Annotated in this window: 17 protein-coding genes and 1 pseudogene; 14 read left to right on the forward strand and 4 right to left on the reverse strand. The window is 71.4% G+C overall.

The annotated features are described in order from the left end of the window. Nucleotides 1-84: 84 nt before the first annotated feature. The 3 genes from ACFY2Z_RS31585 to ACFY2Z_RS31595 all read left to right on the forward strand — a co-directional run bounded on the left by ACFY2Z_RS31585 (nucleotide 85) and on the right by ACFY2Z_RS31595 (nucleotide 4,542). Complete coding sequence (locus ACFY2Z_RS31585) at nucleotides 85-1,287, forward strand: EfeM/EfeO family lipoprotein (RefSeq protein WP_390747481.1); 1,203 nt, start codon at nucleotides 85-87, stop codon at nucleotides 1,285-1,287. Then, nucleotides 1,284-2,513 carry an iron uptake transporter deferrochelatase/peroxidase subunit gene (efeB, locus tag ACFY2Z_RS31590; protein ID WP_390747482.1) on the forward strand — a complete coding sequence of 410 codons (1,230 nt, stop codon included), beginning with the start codon at nucleotides 1,284-1,286 and terminating at the stop codon, nucleotides 2,511-2,513. The genes ACFY2Z_RS31585 and efeB overlap by 4 nt, the downstream gene beginning before the upstream one ends. 187 nt (nucleotides 2,514-2,700) lie before the next feature. Then, on the forward strand, nucleotides 2,701-4,542 hold the full coding sequence (locus ACFY2Z_RS31595; protein ID WP_390747483.1) for a phospholipase C: 1,842 nt from the start codon (nucleotides 2,701-2,703) through the stop codon (nucleotides 4,540-4,542). Between the two features lie 59 nt (nucleotides 4,543-4,601). On the opposite strand, the gene ACFY2Z_RS31600 is transcribed toward ACFY2Z_RS31595, so the two are convergent. Next, nucleotides 4,602-5,417, reverse strand: coding sequence for an inositol monophosphatase family protein (locus tag ACFY2Z_RS31600; protein WP_390747484.1), 816 nt, complete (start codon nucleotides 5,415-5,417; stop codon nucleotides 4,602-4,604). Between the two features lie 99 nt (nucleotides 5,418-5,516). Between ACFY2Z_RS31600 and ACFY2Z_RS31605 the strand changes: the two genes are divergently transcribed. From ACFY2Z_RS31605 to pqqB, 4 genes are all read left to right on the forward strand, one after another. Next, nucleotides 5,517-6,494 carry an AsnC family transcriptional regulator gene (locus ACFY2Z_RS31605; protein ID WP_390747485.1) on the forward strand — a complete coding sequence of 326 codons (978 nt, stop codon included), beginning with the start codon at nucleotides 5,517-5,519 and terminating at the stop codon, nucleotides 6,492-6,494. A 171-nt stretch (nucleotides 6,495-6,665) separates the two neighbouring features. Further along, nucleotides 6,666-7,067: an SseB family protein gene (locus ACFY2Z_RS31610; protein ID WP_390747486.1), complete on the forward strand. Its 402-nt coding sequence runs from the start codon at nucleotides 6,666-6,668 to the stop codon at nucleotides 7,065-7,067. Between the two features lie 131 nt (nucleotides 7,068-7,198). Further along, nucleotides 7,199-8,314, forward strand: coding sequence for a hypothetical protein (locus tag ACFY2Z_RS31615; RefSeq protein ID WP_390747487.1), 1,116 nt, complete (start codon nucleotides 7,199-7,201; stop codon nucleotides 8,312-8,314). A 54-nt stretch (nucleotides 8,315-8,368) separates the two neighbouring features. Further along, nucleotides 8,369-9,259, forward strand: a complete 891-nt coding sequence (gene pqqB, locus ACFY2Z_RS31620; RefSeq protein ID WP_390747488.1) for a pyrroloquinoline quinone biosynthesis protein PqqB — start codon at nucleotides 8,369-8,371, stop codon at nucleotides 9,257-9,259. An 8-nt stretch (nucleotides 9,260-9,267) separates the two neighbouring features. Here the strand turns inward: pqqB and ACFY2Z_RS31625 are convergent, their stop codons facing one another. Continuing rightward, entirely contained in the window at nucleotides 9,268-9,672 is a 405-nt protein-coding gene (locus tag ACFY2Z_RS31625; protein WP_390747489.1) for a MarR family transcriptional regulator, read from the reverse strand. Between the two features lie 128 nt (nucleotides 9,673-9,800). Beyond that, complete coding sequence (locus ACFY2Z_RS31630) at nucleotides 9,801-10,151, reverse strand: VOC family protein (protein WP_390747490.1); 351 nt, start codon at nucleotides 10,149-10,151, stop codon at nucleotides 9,801-9,803. Nucleotides 10,152-10,455: 304 nt separating this feature from the next. Here ACFY2Z_RS31630 and ACFY2Z_RS31635 point away from each other — a divergent pair. Continuing rightward, nucleotides 10,456-10,824: pseudogene (locus ACFY2Z_RS31635) on the forward strand (arabinogalactan endo-1,4-beta-galactosidase); the annotation flags it as partial. Nucleotides 10,825-10,988: 164 nt separating this feature from the next. On the opposite strand, the gene ACFY2Z_RS31640 reads toward ACFY2Z_RS31635, so the two are convergent. Then, a complete protein-coding gene (locus ACFY2Z_RS31640) occupies nucleotides 10,989-11,276 on the reverse strand; it encodes an ArsR family transcriptional regulator (protein ID WP_390747491.1) in 288 nt (95 codons plus the stop codon). Between the two features lie 316 nt (nucleotides 11,277-11,592). Between ACFY2Z_RS31640 and crcB (ACFY2Z_RS31645) the strand changes: the two genes are divergently transcribed. The 6 genes from crcB (ACFY2Z_RS31645) to ACFY2Z_RS31670 all read left to right on the forward strand — a co-directional run bounded on the left by crcB (ACFY2Z_RS31645) (nucleotide 11,593) and on the right by ACFY2Z_RS31670 (nucleotide 16,142). Then, nucleotides 11,593-12,069: a fluoride efflux transporter CrcB gene (gene crcB, locus ACFY2Z_RS31645; RefSeq protein ID WP_390747492.1), complete on the forward strand. Its 477-nt coding sequence runs from the start codon at nucleotides 11,593-11,595 to the stop codon at nucleotides 12,067-12,069. A 35-nt stretch (nucleotides 12,070-12,104) separates the two neighbouring features. Continuing rightward, nucleotides 12,105-12,548: a DUF190 domain-containing protein gene (locus ACFY2Z_RS31650; RefSeq protein ID WP_390747493.1), complete on the forward strand. Its 444-nt coding sequence runs from the start codon at nucleotides 12,105-12,107 to the stop codon at nucleotides 12,546-12,548. Continuing rightward, nucleotides 12,545-12,922: a fluoride efflux transporter CrcB gene (gene crcB, locus ACFY2Z_RS31655; protein ID WP_390747494.1), complete on the forward strand. Its 378-nt coding sequence runs from the start codon at nucleotides 12,545-12,547 to the stop codon at nucleotides 12,920-12,922. The genes ACFY2Z_RS31650 and crcB (ACFY2Z_RS31655) overlap by 4 nt, the downstream gene beginning before the upstream one ends. An 82-nt stretch (nucleotides 12,923-13,004) precedes the next feature. Then, nucleotides 13,005-13,838 carry an undecaprenyl-diphosphate phosphatase gene (locus ACFY2Z_RS31660; RefSeq protein WP_390747495.1) on the forward strand — a complete coding sequence of 278 codons (834 nt, stop codon included), beginning with the start codon at nucleotides 13,005-13,007 and terminating at the stop codon, nucleotides 13,836-13,838. A gap of 187 nt (nucleotides 13,839-14,025) precedes the next feature. Further along, nucleotides 14,026-14,703, forward strand: a complete 678-nt coding sequence (locus tag ACFY2Z_RS31665) for a FadR/GntR family transcriptional regulator (RefSeq protein ID WP_390747521.1) — start codon at nucleotides 14,026-14,028, stop codon at nucleotides 14,701-14,703. Beyond that, nucleotides 14,700-16,142, forward strand: coding sequence for an amino acid permease (locus ACFY2Z_RS31670; protein ID WP_390747496.1), 1,443 nt, complete (start codon nucleotides 14,700-14,702; stop codon nucleotides 16,140-16,142). Before ACFY2Z_RS31665 ends, ACFY2Z_RS31670 begins: the two co-directional genes overlap by 4 nt. Nucleotides 16,143-16,147: the final 5 nt, after the last annotated feature.

Raw genomic sequence — 16,147 nt, forward strand, 5'->3', positions numbered from 1 at the left:
CCTAGCATGAGCCCATCGCGCCGGTGCCCTGCGGCAACCGGGCGCGTGGTCACGTTCGTACGTCGCCCGGGGAGGCGTTGGGAAATGCCGGTGCCCGGCCTCGGATCACGGCCGGCCCGACTCCGGGCGGTCGGCACACTCCTCCTGGTGCCGGCCCTGGTGACGGCGGTGCTGGTCGGCATCCTGTCCCCGGACCATCGCGCGCGGGCCGCCGCCGACGGGCTGCCGCACACCACCGTCGAGGTGTCGCCGAGCGCCTGCGGCCGCGGCTGGAGCCGCCCGGTGTCCGGTCTGCAGGTCTTCGACATGCACAACACCTCCGACGGCGCCGCCGAGGTGTATCTCCAGGACGCCCGCACCCGCGCCGTCTACGGGGAGATCGAGGGACTCGCCCCCGGCACGACCCGGCCGTTGACCGTCCGGCTCGGCGCGGGTTCGTACACGTTCACCTGTCTGCCCGACGACGCCGAAGCCGTCACCGGTCCCACCGTCCACATCGCCGGGGGGACACCCGGGCCCGCGGCGGCCCCGATCACCGAGCACGATCTCATCCCCCTCGCGATCGACTACCAGAAGTGGGTCGCCGACGGCCTGGACCAGGTCGTGCGGCTGGCCGGACGGCTCCAGGACGCCGTCGACCGCGGGGACCTCGACGCGGCCCGCAGGGCCTGGCTCCCCGCCCACCTCGAGTACGAGCGACTGGGCGCGGCGTACGACGCCTTCGGTGACGCGGACGCGCAGATCAACGGCACCGACGCGGGGCTGCCCGGTGGGGTCCACGATCCGTCCTTCACCGGCTTCCACCGCGTCGAGTACGGGCTGTGGCACGGCGAGTCCGCCGCCGGTCTGCGCGCTCCCGCGGGCGCCCTCCTCAAGGCGGTCCGCGCCCTGCGCACCGACTGGGCGCAAGCCCGGATGGACCCGGCGCAGTTGGGTCTGCGGGCACACGAGATCCTGGAGAACACCGTGCAGTTCGAGCTGACCGGACGCACCGACTACGGCAGCGGCAGCACCCTCGCCACCGCCCGCGCGGGCATCGACGGCACCCGCGCCGTGCTGTCCCGGCTGCACTCCCTGCTCACCACGCGCGACCCCGGACTGCCGGCTCTCGAAAGGGAGTTGGACCGCGCGGCACACATCCTGGACGGCTTCGCCCACGACGGCCGCTGGACCCCGCTCGACCGGCTGGACCGGGCGCAGCGCGAACAGGTCGACGCGGTCCTCGGCGACCTGGTCGAGCGGCTCGCCCCGGTGGCGACGCTCTGCGATCCCCGGAGGACGGTATGAGCACCCCGCCCCCCACGAGCCGCGTCGGGCGGCGCGGGTTCCTGCGCGGGGCGGCCCTCGCGGGCGCCGGACTCGCCGCCGGCGGAGCCGCCGCCCCGTCGGGTGACGTCGGCACCGGCGCGCCCTCCGTCGTCCCCTTCCACGGCCCGCACCAGCAGTCGGTGCTCGCCGCCCCGCGCCGGGTCACCGCGTTCACCTCCTTCGACGTGACCGTCGACAGCCGCAAGGAACTGGCCGATCTCCTGCGCACCCTCACCGCGCGCGCCCGCTTCCTGACCTCCGGCGGCACGCCCCCGCCCCTCGGTATCACCGGCCCGCCCGCCGACTCCGGCATCCTGGGCGGCCAACTGCCGCCGGGCGCGCTGGCGGTGACCGTCGGTGTCGGCTCCGCCTTCTTCGACGACCGCTTCGGCCTGGCCGCACGCCGCCCGCGCCGGCTGACGGCCATGCCCGCCTTCCCCGACGACGATCTCAAGTTCGAGTGGTGCCACGGCGACCTCAGTCTCCAACTGCACGCCGACGACTCCGACACCGTGCTGCACGCCCTGCGGGACATCGCGCGGCACACCCGCGGCGCCATGCAGGTCCGCTGGCGTCTCGACGGTTTCGCCAGTCCGCCGCGCCCCTCTGGCACCCCTCGCAACCTGCTGGGCTTCAAGGACGGCATCGCCAACCCCGACCCCACCGACGCGCGCATGATGAACCGTCTGGTGTGGGTGGACCGGGGCACCGGCGAGCCGGACTGGGCTGTCGGCGGCAGCTACCAGGTCGTACGGCTGATCCGGATGCTCGTGGAGTTCTGGGACCGGGTCTCGCTCAGCGAGCAGGAACGGATGTTCGGCCGGGCTCGGGAGTCCGGCGCGCCCCTCGACGGGAACACGGAGCACGACATCCCCGACTACCCGAGCGACCCCAAGGGTGACGTCATCCCGCTGGACAGCCATATACGGCTGGCCAACCCGCGCACGGCGGCCACGGCCGACCAGCGGATCCTGCGCCGCGCGTACAACTACGACGCCGGCACGGACCGCAACGGCAACCTCGACATGGGCCTGCTGTTCTGCTGTTACCAGCAGGACCTCGCCCGCCAGTTCGAGACCGTGCAGCGCCGCCTCGCGGGCGAGCCCCTCACCGACTACATCTCGCCCTTCGGCGGCGGCTACTTCTTCGCGCTCCCCGGTGTGCGCGACGGGGCGGACTGGTACGGACGTGCCCTCCTGAGCTGAACCTGTTCAGACAAGTGAGTGCACTCCGTCGGGATCTCGGGGTCAACAGACGGTCAAGACTTCCCCTGGCTTCCCTGACTCGCTGTTCATGTACACGCCACCATCACTCCGCCGCGTTGCCGTCCACCGGGCGGATCATCCCTGACCGTATGTGGCAATGACGTTCGTGTCCGGAAGGTGAACCAGCATGGCCAGCAGGGGAAGACGAGCAACGACACGGAGCATCGGCGCGCTCGCGGGCGCCGCCGCGCTGACGCTCCTCGGCGCGCACGCGCCCGCCTGGGCCGGCGCGCCCGACGGAGGCCGGGGCTCCTCCTCCACGGCCACGCCCATCAAGCACGTGGTCGTCCTCTTCGACGAGAACGTCTCCTTCGACCACTACTTCGCGACCTACCCCAAGGCCGCCAACTCCGACGGCACGAAGTTCACGGCGTCCAAGAAGACCCCGAAGGACGTCGACAACCTGCGCACCGCCGGGCTTCTGACGAAGAACCCCAACCAGTACGCGCCCAAGCGGCTCACCCCGTCCCAGGCCATGACCTGCGACCAGAACCACGCCTACGGGCCCGAGCAGTACGCGTACAACGGCGGCAAGAACGACCAGTTCGTGCAGAACACCGACTCGGGCAAGTGCTCCGGCACCCTGTTCGGCGAGCCGGGCCTGGTCATGGACTACTACGACGGCAACACCGTCACCGCGCTGTGGAACTACGCCCAGCACTACTCCCTGAGCGACCGCTCCTACAGCTCGGTCTACGGCCCCTCCACGCCCGGCGCGCTCAACCTGATCTCCGGCCAGACGCACGGTGTCGTCTCCATGGACCCCGCCTCCGGCACCGAGAACCCCAAGCAGACCGCCACGCCGGACTCCTACACCGTCCAGTCGCCCGACGCCAAGGGTGTCGGCACGGTCGTCAACGACCCCGACCCGGCCTATGACGACTGCGCCGGCAAGGACCACACCAGCAAGAACGCGCTCGCCTCGATGCAGGGCCGCAACATCGGCGACGTGCTCAACTCCAAGAAGGTCACCTGGGGTTGGTTCCAGGGCGGCTTCCGGCCGTCCACCGCGTGGGACGGCAAGCAGGGTGACTACGCCAAGTGCGACACCACGCACACCAACGTGGGCGGCGCCGCCGCGGTGGACTACAGCCCCCACCACTCGCCCTTCCAGTACTACAAGTCGACGTCCAACCCGCACCACCTGCCGCCCAAGAACGTCGACGAGATCGGCCACAACGGGCAGGCGAACCACAACTACGACCTGACCGACTTCGACGCGGCCCTCAAGGCGGGCAAGCTCCCCGCCGTCAGCTTCGTCAAGGCCCCGGAGTACCAGGACGGCCACGCCGGCTACTCCGACCCCATCGACGAGCAGCACTTCCTGGTCCAGCAGATCAACGCCCTCCAGAAGTCGCCGCAGTGGAAGTCGACCGCGGTCGTCATCGCCTACGACGACTCCGACGGCTGGTACGACCACGCCTACGCCAAGCCCAGCAACGGCTCGAAGGACACCTCGACCGGCTCCAACGGCAAGGCGACCGACAGCCCCGCCTGCCAGGCCGGTCCGGCGGCCGTCGGCGGCTACGCGGACCGCTGCGGTCCGGGTACCCGTCAGCCGCTGCTCGTGGTCTCCCCGTACAGCAAGGTGAACAAGGTCGACCACACGCGCACCGACCAGTCCTCGATCGTCCGCTTCATCGAGGACAACTGGCACACCGGCCGGGTCGGTGACCACTCGTTCGACGCCGCGGCCGGTTCGCTCGCGGGCATGTTCGACTTCCGGCACCCCAACAACAGGCAGGTGCTGCTGAACGCCGACGGTTCGGTGAAGTCGGTCGGTCCGATCCGCCCCGTCAAGGCGGTCGCCACCAGCATCACCCCGGGACCGGCCATGCAGAACACGGCCGCGACGACGGACGCCTCGTTCCCGGCCGTCCCGGTGGGCATCGCGGCGGGCGCCCTGCTGGCGGCCGGTGCGACGGGCACCTACCTCACCCTGCGCCGCAGGGAGCGCCGTAGCGCCTGACGCGGCACGGCTTGGGCGGGCGGCGGTTCCGGTGATCCCGGGGCCGCCGCCCGCGGCTTTCACCGGGCGCCGATGACCGCCCCGCTGTCCGCCCGCAATGCCTCTACCAGCTGCCCGTGCAGCTCCGCCGGCGCCACCAGGCAGCTGTCGGATCCGGCGCTCCAGGGCCGCCCCTCGGCATCGGTGACCAGGGCCCCCGCCTCACGGGCGACCAGAGCGCCCGGCAGCAGATTGGCGTCGTCGCGCCCGAACTCCCAGAAGGCGTCGAGGCGTCCGGCCGCCGTGTCGGCGATCTGCCACGAGGTGGGACCCAGATTGCGGACGGCGGCCACCCGCGGAAGCACGGCGGCGAGCGACCGTCCGGCCTGCGCGGCGGCCTCCGGCTGCGAGATGATGAACGGGGGATGGGTGGTGGCCACCACGGCGACGGCCGGGTCCGTCTTGGCCGACGGGTTGATCGGCACCCCATTGCGGGTGGCACCCTCGCCGAGGGCGGCGAGGTAGGTCTCCTCCAGCAGGGGCGCGTGCAGGGCCGCCGCCACGGGCTCGCCGTCCCGCACCAGCGCGAGGCTCACACAGAACTGCGGCAGGCCCTGGAGGAACTGCACCGCGCCGTCGACGACATCGACGACCCACACCTCGCCCTCGGCGGGCAGCGCGGCACGGTCCTCCCATTCGTCCGCCCAGCCGACGCCGGGCCGCAGCGCGTCCAGGTGCCGGCGCATGACGGCGACCGCCGCTGCCTCCAACGCGCCATAGACGGCGGTGAGTTCGTCGAAGGAGGTGACGGGTGCGGGCCGCGGCGTGGCCAGCAGCAGCTCGCCCACCTCCTGGACGGCGGCGGCCATGGGGGCGAGCAGGTTCCGGTACGTCATCGTGGGCTCCCGTGCGAGTTCGGATCGACGGCACGATCGTCCGCGGTTCCGGCTGCCACGGATCCTCCCGCGGGGTTCGAGTGAGCGATACTGCCATTCATGTCCCAGGAAATGGCGCAGCAGGTGCTCGACGAGCGCGATCAGCGGCTGGTCGCGGCGCTGCAGTTCGACGGGCGGCTGACCGCCGAGCGGGCGGGCGAGGTTCTCGGCATCAGCCCGCGGACCGTCCACCGGCGCTGGGCGGCGCTGATCGCCGACGGCGCCTGCCGGGTGGTCGCCCTGCCCGCCCGGCCGGACTCGGTCGGCGCGCTGTTCCTGCGGATCCGGGTGCTCGGCGGCCGGCTGGACGCCCTCACGGCCGCGCTCGCGGCCCGCCCCGACATCCCGTTCATCGATGTGTCGACGTCCGGCGACGAGATCCTCGCCATCTCGTGGACGCGCCCCGGCACCCGGGACCACCTGGTGTTCCGTGATCTGCCCGCCACTCGGGCCGTCACCTCGGTGGCCGCGGACACCGTGCTGCACGCGTTCGCGGAGGCGTCGGACTGGCGGCACGCCGTTCTCAGCGACGCCGAACGCGCGGCACTGACACCGGTACGGCAGCCGGGAGCCGCCGCGGCGGGGCCGGTGGACGACATCGACCGAGACATCCTCGCGGCGCTGGAGGACGACGCCAGGGCGCCGGCGGCGGCCGTCGCGGCCCGCACGGGCCATCCGGACTCCACGATCCGGCGCCGGATCGCCCGGCTCTCCCGGAGCGGCCGCCTGCTCACCCATGTCGCGGTCGATCCGAGGCGGCTCGGGCTGTTCATCGACGCGAACGTCATGATGCGCGTCGCGCCCGACCGCCTCGACGGGGTGGGGCGCGCGCTCGCGGCGCACCCCGCCGTGCACGGCGCGTTCGCCACCACCGGGGCGTCCAATCTGCAGGTCGCGGTCTGGCTGCGCGATCTGGAGGACCTCTACCGGTTCATCACCCGGGACCTCGGCGCCCTGGGAGTCGACGGCGCGGAGACCGTGCTCGTCGGCCAGGCGGTCAAACGCCCGGGCAGGACTCCGGCCACCCGGACCGTGTGAGCCGGGTGCGGCGGGGGACGGACCGGGTTCACCCGGTCCGTCCGGCTCCGGGCCACCTGATTCCGGCCGTCGCCGAATGCATGGCCCGTCCCCGCGCGGGTACGTGTCGGGAACGCGTCGTCCGGAGCCGGCGGTTCCGGACGCCTGCCCGCCACAACCTGGGAATCTGCCATGGACATACCCGAGAAGACCCCCCGCCCGAACGCGGCGCAGGTGGCGCTGGACACCCTTGTGGTGGACGCCGCCGACACCAAGGCGCTGGACACGCTGGCCGGAAGCGAAGTGCTCGTACCCGTGCCGGACGACGCCACGGAGGAGGACGCCACCAATCCCAACGCCGTGGCGCTGCCGGTCCTGGAGCAGCCGGACGGAGAGCAGACGGTACCCGTGTTCACCTCCGAGACGGAGATGACCGATCTGCTGCCGTTCGTCTCGCGCTACCGGCTCGTGCCGCTCGGCGCGCTGGCCTCCCAGTGGCCCACCGGCGATCTCACGCTCACCATCGACGCCGCCTCGCCGCACGGCCTGACGCTCAACTCCGACGGGGTCCGCACGCTCCTGGCCCGCCCGTAGGGTGACCGGCCGGCCGGGGTCCCGCCACAGAGCGCCTGTCCACCCGGACAGGGGCGGTGGCCCGGGCCGTCCTGGCCGCCGCACGCGATCCACCCCGCAGGGGCGGACCGGGCCCGCCTCACAATGACGCCATGAGATGGATCTCCGGCGTGGCCGGTGTACTGCTCCTCGGGAGCGTCCTGGCCAGCATCCTGCGCACCCTGGTGGTGCCCCGCGGCCTCTACTCGGCGCTCGTGTACCGGCTGTGGCGGGTGCTCCGCGTCCTGCTGCGGCTGGGGGCCCTGCGCGGCGGCTACCAGGCCATCGACCGTACGCAGACCTGGCTCGGGCCGCTGATCCTGATGGGCATGCTCGCGACCTGGCTCGGCGGGGCCCTCGTCGGCTACGGACTGCTGCTGCACGCCTTGTCCACCCTGAATTGGGCCAACTCCTTCCGTGAGGCGGGATCCAGCCTCTTCACGCTCGGCTTCGCCAGCGGTCAGCGGCTGCATCTGTCCGCCGTGGACTTCCTCGCGGCGGCCACCGGGCCCGTGGTCATCGCCCTGCAGATCGCGTACCTGCCCACCCTGTACGCCGCCTACAACCGCCGTGAGCTGGAGGTCACCCTGTTGCAGGCCCGGGCGGGCGAACCCTCCTGGGGGCCGGAGATCCTCGCCCGGCAGTGGCTGGTCCAGACGGAGACCGCGATGTCCGACCTCTACCGTGCCTGGGAGCGGCTGGCCTCGGACATCGGCGAGAGCCACTCCACCTACCCGGTGCTGGTCTCCTTCCGATCTCCCCGCCCGTACCGGCACTGGCTGATCGGACTGCTCGCCGTCATGGACGCGGCGGCCATGCAGCTCTCGCTCGCCCCGCGCTCCGCGCCGCCGGAGGCCCGTCTGGTGCTCCGGGCCGGCTTCACCGCCCTGCGGGACATCGCCCGCTCCGTACGCTTCCCCTTCGACACGGACCCGGCACCGGACGCGCCCATCCACCTCACCTTCGTGGAGTTCGAGGCGGCCGTGGCGATGGTGGAGGCGACGGGCTTCCCGGCCGAGAGGTCCGCCAAGGAGGCCTGGCCGCACTTCCACGGCTGGCGGGTCAACTACGAGGCGATCGCCTACGAGCTGTGCCGCCGCTCCGACGCCGTACCCGCCCTGTGGAGCGGCCCGCGCGACTTCGTCGCCGCCCCGCTGCCGCCGTTGCGCCCGGCGGACCGGCGGCCCGAGGACCGAGGTCGGCCGGAACTGCCCCCCAGGGCGGGGTAGCCCGGGCCCCTGCGGCGGGAAGATCCCAGGGGAGCGGCCCGACTAGGGAGGGGAATGGTCGTGAGGGTCATCCTGCTGGGCACGGCGGCCGGTGGTGGCTTCCCGCAGTGGAACTGCGCGTGCGCGCTGTGTACGGCTGCCCGTGACGGCAAACTGCCCTCCCGCAGTCAGGAGTGTGTCGCCGTCACCGGCAACGGGCGCGACTGGTGGCTGCTGAACGCCTCACCCGACATCCGGACGCAACTGGCGGCCAACGCCCCGCTCTGGCCCGGCCCCGGGCCCCGGGACAGCCCGGTCAGAGGTGTGCTGCTCACGGACGCGGAGGCCGACCACGCCATGGGCCTGGGCGTGCTGCGCGGTGGGTCGGCCCTGAAGGTGTACGCGGGGCCGCCGGTGCTGGCCGCGCTGGCGCCCCTGCGGGCGGCCCTCGGCCGCTACACCGGGTGGGAATGGGCGGACGCCCTGACCGACGGAGGTTTCGTCCTGGCGGGCGGACTGGTCGTCACCGCGCACCCGGTGGGCGCCAAGGCGCCCCGCTACCTCCCGGGTGCCGCCGCGGACGCCCCCTGGGTGATCGCGTACCGCATCGAGGACCTTGCCACCGGCAGGGTCCTTGTGTACGCGCCGTGCGTGGGCGCCTGGTCGCCGGTGCTGGACGAGCTGCTGGAGACGGCGGACTGCGCGCTGCTCGACGGCACGTTCCACGCCGCCGACGAGATGGGGGCGGCGGTGCGCGCGCCGGCCGGACAGGCGGCCATGGGGCATCTGCCGGTCGCGGGCGCGCACGGCAGTCTGCGTCAGCTGGCCCGGCATCCCGGCCCGCGCCGGATCTACACCCACCTCAACAACACCAACCCGCTGCTCGACCCGGCGTCGACGGCCCGGCGCCAGGTGGCCGAGGCGGGGGTCGAAGTCCTCGTGGACGGGGCTGAGTTCGTCGTCTGACCGAACGGTCAGGCCAGGGGTGCCCCGGCGTCCAGCGTGCGGGCCAGGGCCTCGCGTTGCAGGGGCAGCACCTGGGTGTGCAGGGCGCGGCCCTTCTCGGTCAGCGCGACCCAGACACCGCGGCGGTCCTCCTCGCACACGGAGCGCACCAGCAGGCCTTCCTTCTCCAGCCGTCCCAGCAGCCGGGACAGGGCACTCTGGCTCAGATGGACGCGTCCGGCGATGTCGTGCACCCGGTACAGCTCGCCGTGTCCGGGCGCCTCGGTGGCGAGGATGTCGAGCACCTCGAAGTCGCTGGCTCCGAGGCCGTACGGGTGAAGCACCCGGTCGATCTCGCACAGGGTGCGGGCGTGCAAGGACAGGATGTCCCGCCACCGTTCCTCGAGCCGGGCACCGGCCGTTTCCACCGCCATACCTGCACGGTAACAGAGATCGACCCTTTTGTTTATTGTGCAATTAGTGTGCGGGCAAGCGAAATCCGCAGCGAGGGGGCCCCGGCCCGGGCACGGCCACCCCCTCGTCGTGTGCGTGGTCGCCGATCTCAGGCCACCGGGTCCTGCATCAGCCCCACGAGGTTGCCGTCCGGGTCCTTCAGCGAGGCGATCAGCCGGCCGTTGCCGACGTCCTGGACGTCCTGGAGCAGCTCGGCCCCGGCCTCCAGCAGGGCCGCGAGACGCGTCCGGATGTCCGTCACCTGCCAGTAGGGCACCGGGCCGGTCATCCCCTTGGCATGGCCGTTGGGGTCGAGGCCGATGTCCTGCCCGGCGGCCTTGAACCCGACGTAGTACGGCTCGTCCGCGTAGGGCTCCACCTCCAGCAGCGCGCTGAACACGGCCTTCGACCGGGCGAGATCCTTGGCGGGGTAGATGATCGTCTGGACGCCGGTGGTCATGGGCGTACTCCTCCGGGATACGGGATCCGGGACACGGGATCCGAGATAGGTGGGTCCGGCGTCGGGTGCCGGTGGTCTCACGTTAGGACGGGGGAGTGCGGGAGTGCTTCTCCGAAACTGACCGGTCTCTCCCCGCGGACCGTCGGATCACGTCGACTCGCGCTTCACCAACTCCGTCGGCAGGATCACCGCCGGTTCCTCCCCGCCGATCTGGGCCGGCGGCACCCGAACCGTCTCGCTGCTGATCCGGCCCCACGGCCGGCGGACGGTGGTGAGCGCGGGACCGGCCGTCGGCGCCGCCGGGGAGACCTGCCGGTACCTGTCGGGCCCGGCCGACGGGAACCACGAGCTGACCGCCTGGGTACGCTCCAGCGGTGGCCCGAACGCCGCGTGCCTGGCCGTGAAGAACTGCGGCGGTGCCGAGCAGCGGACCGACCTGCCGGTGTCGGCGAGCGGCTGGATCCGGATCGTCACCCCTGTCCGGGTCACGAACAACCAGTGCACGGTCGGCATCAACTCCCATGGCCACGTGGGCAACCGGGTCAATGCCGACGACCTGAGCCTGACCCCCGGCACCTCGGGCCTGTCCGTCAAGGGCACCGACATCTCGTCCCTCGCCAAGAGCGAGGAACTCGGCGACGTCTACCGGACCGGGTCCGGCACGGCCGGTGACGAGGCCACCTGGACCGCGGTCCCCGGCAACGGCTGGGACCCCACCGACCCGTCCTCCGGCAACGGCTGGGAGAACCAGGCCCTGTTCGGCCACGACGACCGGGCGCTGCCCGCGATGAACTGGATCGGCCACCGGCTGAACCACCGTGGCCCACGAGCCGTCGTCTACCACCCCTTCTCGAACAGGCGCGCAACCTCGGCGATGCGGACCTCGTCCCGGCGGTACAGGGTGTGCCGGCAGATCCTCTTGGTGCGCAGCAGGCCGAGGGAGGCGAGGATCCGCAGATCGGTGGCGGCGACGGACCGGGCCACATGGAGCTTCTCGGCGACCGCCGCCGCCGTGACCCCGTCCTCGACGAGGTCGAGGCGGCGCTGTGGCGGGAAGTGCGCGACCGGGTCCTTCAACCACTCGAGAATCCGCATCCGTCGCTCGCTCGCGGGTGTCTTCAGCATCTCGTCCCTCCGTGCCCGCCCTCCTGACCACTGTGGCGTGCCGGTCGGGCCCGGGCCGAGGGGGGAACGGGCCGAAGTGGCAGCACGGTGAGCCACGTCACGCAGGTGGCCCGGCCATGAGCCCCTCGTCCCCGCGCCGCCTGTGCGCGGGCCGCTCGCGCACCGGGTTACCCTGTTCCCCGGCCGCGATCACGTCCCGCGGCGCGGTGGTGGGGCCCGCCGTACCCGAACCGCGGCAGTGCTGCCGCCAACGGTCCCTACTTGCGATCGAGCGTGCCCGTCCGGCAGGGCCCCGGCGAGTAGGAGCAGTACTTCCATGACAGTCCCGCACCCCAAGAGCGCCGACCGGGCCGGTACCCCCGCGCCCGAGCCCGCTCGGGCACCCTCACCCTGGCAGGGGCAGGGTGAGGTCGTGGCCGTCGTCGCCCTCGGCGGCGCCATCGGGGCCACCGCCCGCTACGCCGCCTCGCTGCTCTGGCCCGCACGGACCGGCGGATTCCCCTGGACCACCTTCGGGATCAACATCGTCGGCTGTGCCGTGATCGGCGTGTTCATGGTCGTGATCACGGAGGTGCGGGCCGCCCACCGGCTGGTGCGCCCCTTCTTCGGCACCGGAGTGCTCGGCGGCTTCACCACCTTCTCGACGTACGCCGTCGAGATCCAGAGACTGGTGGACGCGGGCGAGCCGCGCACCGCGCTCGCCTATCTGTTCGCCACCCTGGCCGGGGCCCTCGCCGTGGTGTGGTTCGCGATGAAGTCCACGCGCGGGCTCCTGGCCTGGCGGCAGCGATGAACGAGACCCCCGGACGGCGCCCCACGGAGGCGGCGATGACCCGACTGACCGGCAGGGCCCTGCGGCTGACCGTCTACATCGGCGAGCACGATCGATGGCACCGCAAGCCCCTGTACGCCGAGATCGTGCACCGGGCGCACGCCGCGGGTCTGGCGGGCGCCAGTGTGTTCCACGGTGTCGAGGGCTTCGGCGCCTCCTCGCTCGTCCACACCTCGCGGCTGCTCTCCCTGAGTGAGGACCTGCCGGTGGCCGTGGTCGTGATCGACACCGAGGAGCGCGTCAGAGCCTTTCTGCCGCAGCTCGACGAACTCGTCACCGAGGGGCTGGTGACCCTCGACGAGTGCGAGGTCATCACCTGCACGGGACGCGGGGGAACCCCGCGCACGACGGCCGGAGAAGGCGACGCGGGGGCCGGACACACCCCCGCCGAGGACCGGAACGGCGGGCGGCCGGACGAGAAGGGTAAGAATTCGTTGTGAATTGGCTGCTCGTGATCGTCGGCGCCGCGGTCGGGGCTCCCTTGCGCTATCTGACCGACCGCGCGGTGCAGCTCAGACATGACACCGTCTTCCCCCGGGGCACTCTCGCCGTGAATGTCGCGGGATGTCTGATCCTCGGTCTGCTCACCGGGGCCGCGGCGTCCGGTCATGCCTCGCCCCATCTTCAGCTCCTGATCGGCACAGGCCTGTGCGGGGCGCTGACCACATACTCGACCTTCTCGTACGAGACACTGCGTCTCACCGAGACCGGGGCGGGGTTCTACGCTGCCGCCAACGTCGTCGCAAGCCTGACGGCGGGCCTCGGCGCGGCCTTCGCGGGCGCCTCGATCGCCGGGGCGGTATGGCCCCGCTAGGCGGTCGTCGCCCGTACGTAGTACAACTTCCTGAGCACCACCGTCTACAGCACTGTCGACCAACTCCTCAGAACTGGATCCCATGAGCGTCATCAGCGTCGGTCAGGCCGTCGTCCTCGGAGTCGTCGAGGGGGTGACCGAATTCCTCCCCGTGTCCTCGACCGGTCACCTCAAGATCACTGAGGGGCTCATGAAGATCCCCGTCGACGACCCGGCCGTCGTGGGTTTCTCGGCCGTCATCCAGGTCGGCGCTATCGCGGCGGTGCTCCTGTACTTCTTCAAGGACATCGTGCGGATCGTCTCCGCCTGGTTCCGGGGCCTGTTCAACCCGCGTGAGCGGTACCACCACGACTACAAGTTCGCCTGGTGGGTGATCGCCGCGACCATTCCGATCGTCGTGGTGGGCCTGGCCGCCAAGCCGCTGATCGACGGTCCGCTCGCCTCCCTGTGGGTGGTCGCGGGTTCGCTGATCGTCGGTTCCGGTGTGATGTGGGCGGCCGACCAGATGGGCCGGCACAAGCGCGGTGAGGACGACACCTCCTTCAAGGACGCCATGCTCGTCGGCAGCTCCCAGATCCTCGCCCTGCTCTTCCCCGGCTTCTCCCGCTCCGGCGCCACCATGTCCACCGCGCTCATCCTCGACCTGGACCGGGTCGCCGCCACCCGCCTGTCCTTCTTCCTCGGCATCCCGGCCCTCACCGGCGCCGGAATCTACGAACTGAAGGACGCCCTGGGCGCGGGCGTGGGCGCCGCGCCGCTCGCCGTCGGCACCATCGTGTCGTTCGTGGTCGCCTACGCCTCCATCGCCTGGCTTCTGAAGTTCGTCGCCAAGCACTCCTTCAACGCGTTCGTGATCTACCGGATCGTCATCGGTGTGGGTCTGCTCGGGCTGCTCGCGACCGGGGTCCTGAGCTGAGCGCCGCCCGTCGTCGCTGATCACCGCCGTGTCACCCAGGGGCGGGAAGCCGTTGCCAGGCTTCCCGCCCCTGGCGTCACCCCGGCCGGGCACCCCTTGACAGTCCCGTCGCGTAACCCGCAGGATCACCCCCGTGAACCTGTCAGACAGCCAGACAGGTGGCGGGGCTCCGCGGCGCATCAGCGCGATGGAAGCGGTCCTCACCCACCTTCGCAGCGCCATCGAGCGCGGCGACTACGCGATCGGCGACAAGCTCCCCTCCGAGGCGGAGCTGTGCCGGACCCTCGAGGTCAGCCGGCCCGTGCTGCGCGAGGCCCTGCGGGCCCTGCAAGTCATGGGCCTGACCGTCTCCAGGACCGGCAAGGGCACCTTCGTCGTCGCGAACGCCGTCGAGGACCCGACCTTCGGCGACTACGCGGCCAGCGATCTGCTGGAGGTGCGCCGCCATGTGGAGATCCCGGTCGCCGGGTACGCGGCGCTGCGCCGCACCCCGGAGAACCTCGACCACCTGGCCCATCTCCTGGACCGGATGGAGCGGGAGACGGACACCACCGCGTGGGTCGCGATGGACACCCTCTTCCATCTCGCCGTGGCCGAGGCCGCCCAGAACCCGGTCTTCCGCCGGGTGATCGAGGAGATCCGTGACGCACTGGCGCGTCAGTCGACCTTCCTCAACCAGCTGGGCGACCGCCGTGAGCAGTCCAACCGCGAGCACCGGGCGATCGTCGAGGCGCTGACCGACGGTTCCGAGCACGGCGCCGTCGAGGCCATGGCCCACCACCTCGACCGCGTCGAGACGACCCTCACCGACATCCTGCGCCCCGGGCGTACGGATCTCCCCACGGAAGGCGGACCCGAGGCGTGAGCGAGCAGCACCTCAAAGACGAGACACGCCCCTCGTCCCATCACGTCGACGCCGGAGACGCGGGCTACAGCAAGTCCCTGAAGTCCCGGCACGTCAACATGATCGCCATCGGCGGTGCCATCGGCACCGGCCTGTTCCTCGGCGCCGGGGGCCGACTCGCCGACGCCGGCCCCTCCCTCTTCGTCGCGTACGCGATCTGCGGCGTCTTCGCGTTCCTCGTCGTGCGCGCGCTCGGCGAGCTGGTCCTGCACCGCCCGTCCTCCGGCGCGTTCGTGTCGTACGCCCGTGAGTTCCTCGGCGAGAAGGGCGCCTACACCGCGGGCTGGATGTACTTCCTGAACTGGGCCACCACCGGCATCGCCGACATCACCGCGGTGGCCACGTACACCCACTACTGGGGCCTGTTCTCGGACATCCCGCAGTGGGTGATCGCGCTCGTCGCCCTGGCCGTGGTGCTCACCGTGAACCTCATCTCGGTGAAGATATTCGGCGAACTGGAGTTCTGGTTCGCCATCGTCAAGGTCAGTGCCCTCGTGGTCTTCATGGCGATCGCCATCTTCCTGCTGGTCACCCGGCACCCGGTCGACGGCACCACCCCCGGACCGTCCCTGATCAGCGACCACGGCGGTGTGTTCCCCCATGGCGTGCTACCGATGCTGCTGATCATCCAGGGGGTCGTCTTCGCCTACGCCTCCGTCGAGCTCGTCGGTGTCGCCGCCGGTGAGACCGAGAACCCCGAGAAGATCATGCCGAAGGCGATCAACTCGATCATGTGGCGCGTCGGCCTCTTCTACGTCGGCTCGGTCGTCCTGCTGTCGATGCTGCTGCCCTGGAACAAGTACACGGCCGGGGAGAGCCCGTTCGTGACGGTCCTGTCCCGCATCGGCGTCCCCGCGGCCGGCGGGGTCATGAACCTCGTCGTCCTCACCGCGGCCATGTCCTCCCTCAACTCCGGCCTCTACTCCACGGGCCGCATCCTGCGCTCCATGGCGATGTCCGGCTCCGCGCCGAGGTTCACCGGGGTCATGAGCGGTCGCCAGGTTCCGTACGGCGGCATCCTGCTCACCAGCGGTATCTGCGTCCTCGGTGTGGGCCTCAACTACGTGGTCCCGGCCGACGCGTTCGAGATCGTGCTGAACTTCGCGGCGATCGGCATCCTGTGCACCTGGGGCATGATCATGCTCTGCCATCTGCTCTTCTGGAAGAAGACCCGCGACGGGGTGCTCTCCCGGCCCGGCTACCGCCTGCCCGGCTCCCCATGGACCGAGATCGTCACGCTCGGCTTCCTCGTCTCCGTGTTCGTCCTCATGTACGCCGACGGCGGCGCCAGCCGCACCACCGTGCTGTGCCTGCCGCTGATCGCCGCGGCCCTGGTGGCCGGCTGGTACGGCATACGCGGCCGGGTCGCCCGCGCTGAATCCCCCAAGGTGAATCCGTGAACCAC

The sequence above is a fragment of the Streptomyces sp. NPDC001222 genome (assembly GCF_042896945.1).
Lineage (GTDB): Bacteria > Actinomycetota > Actinomycetes > Streptomycetales > Streptomycetaceae > Streptomyces > Streptomyces gibsoniae.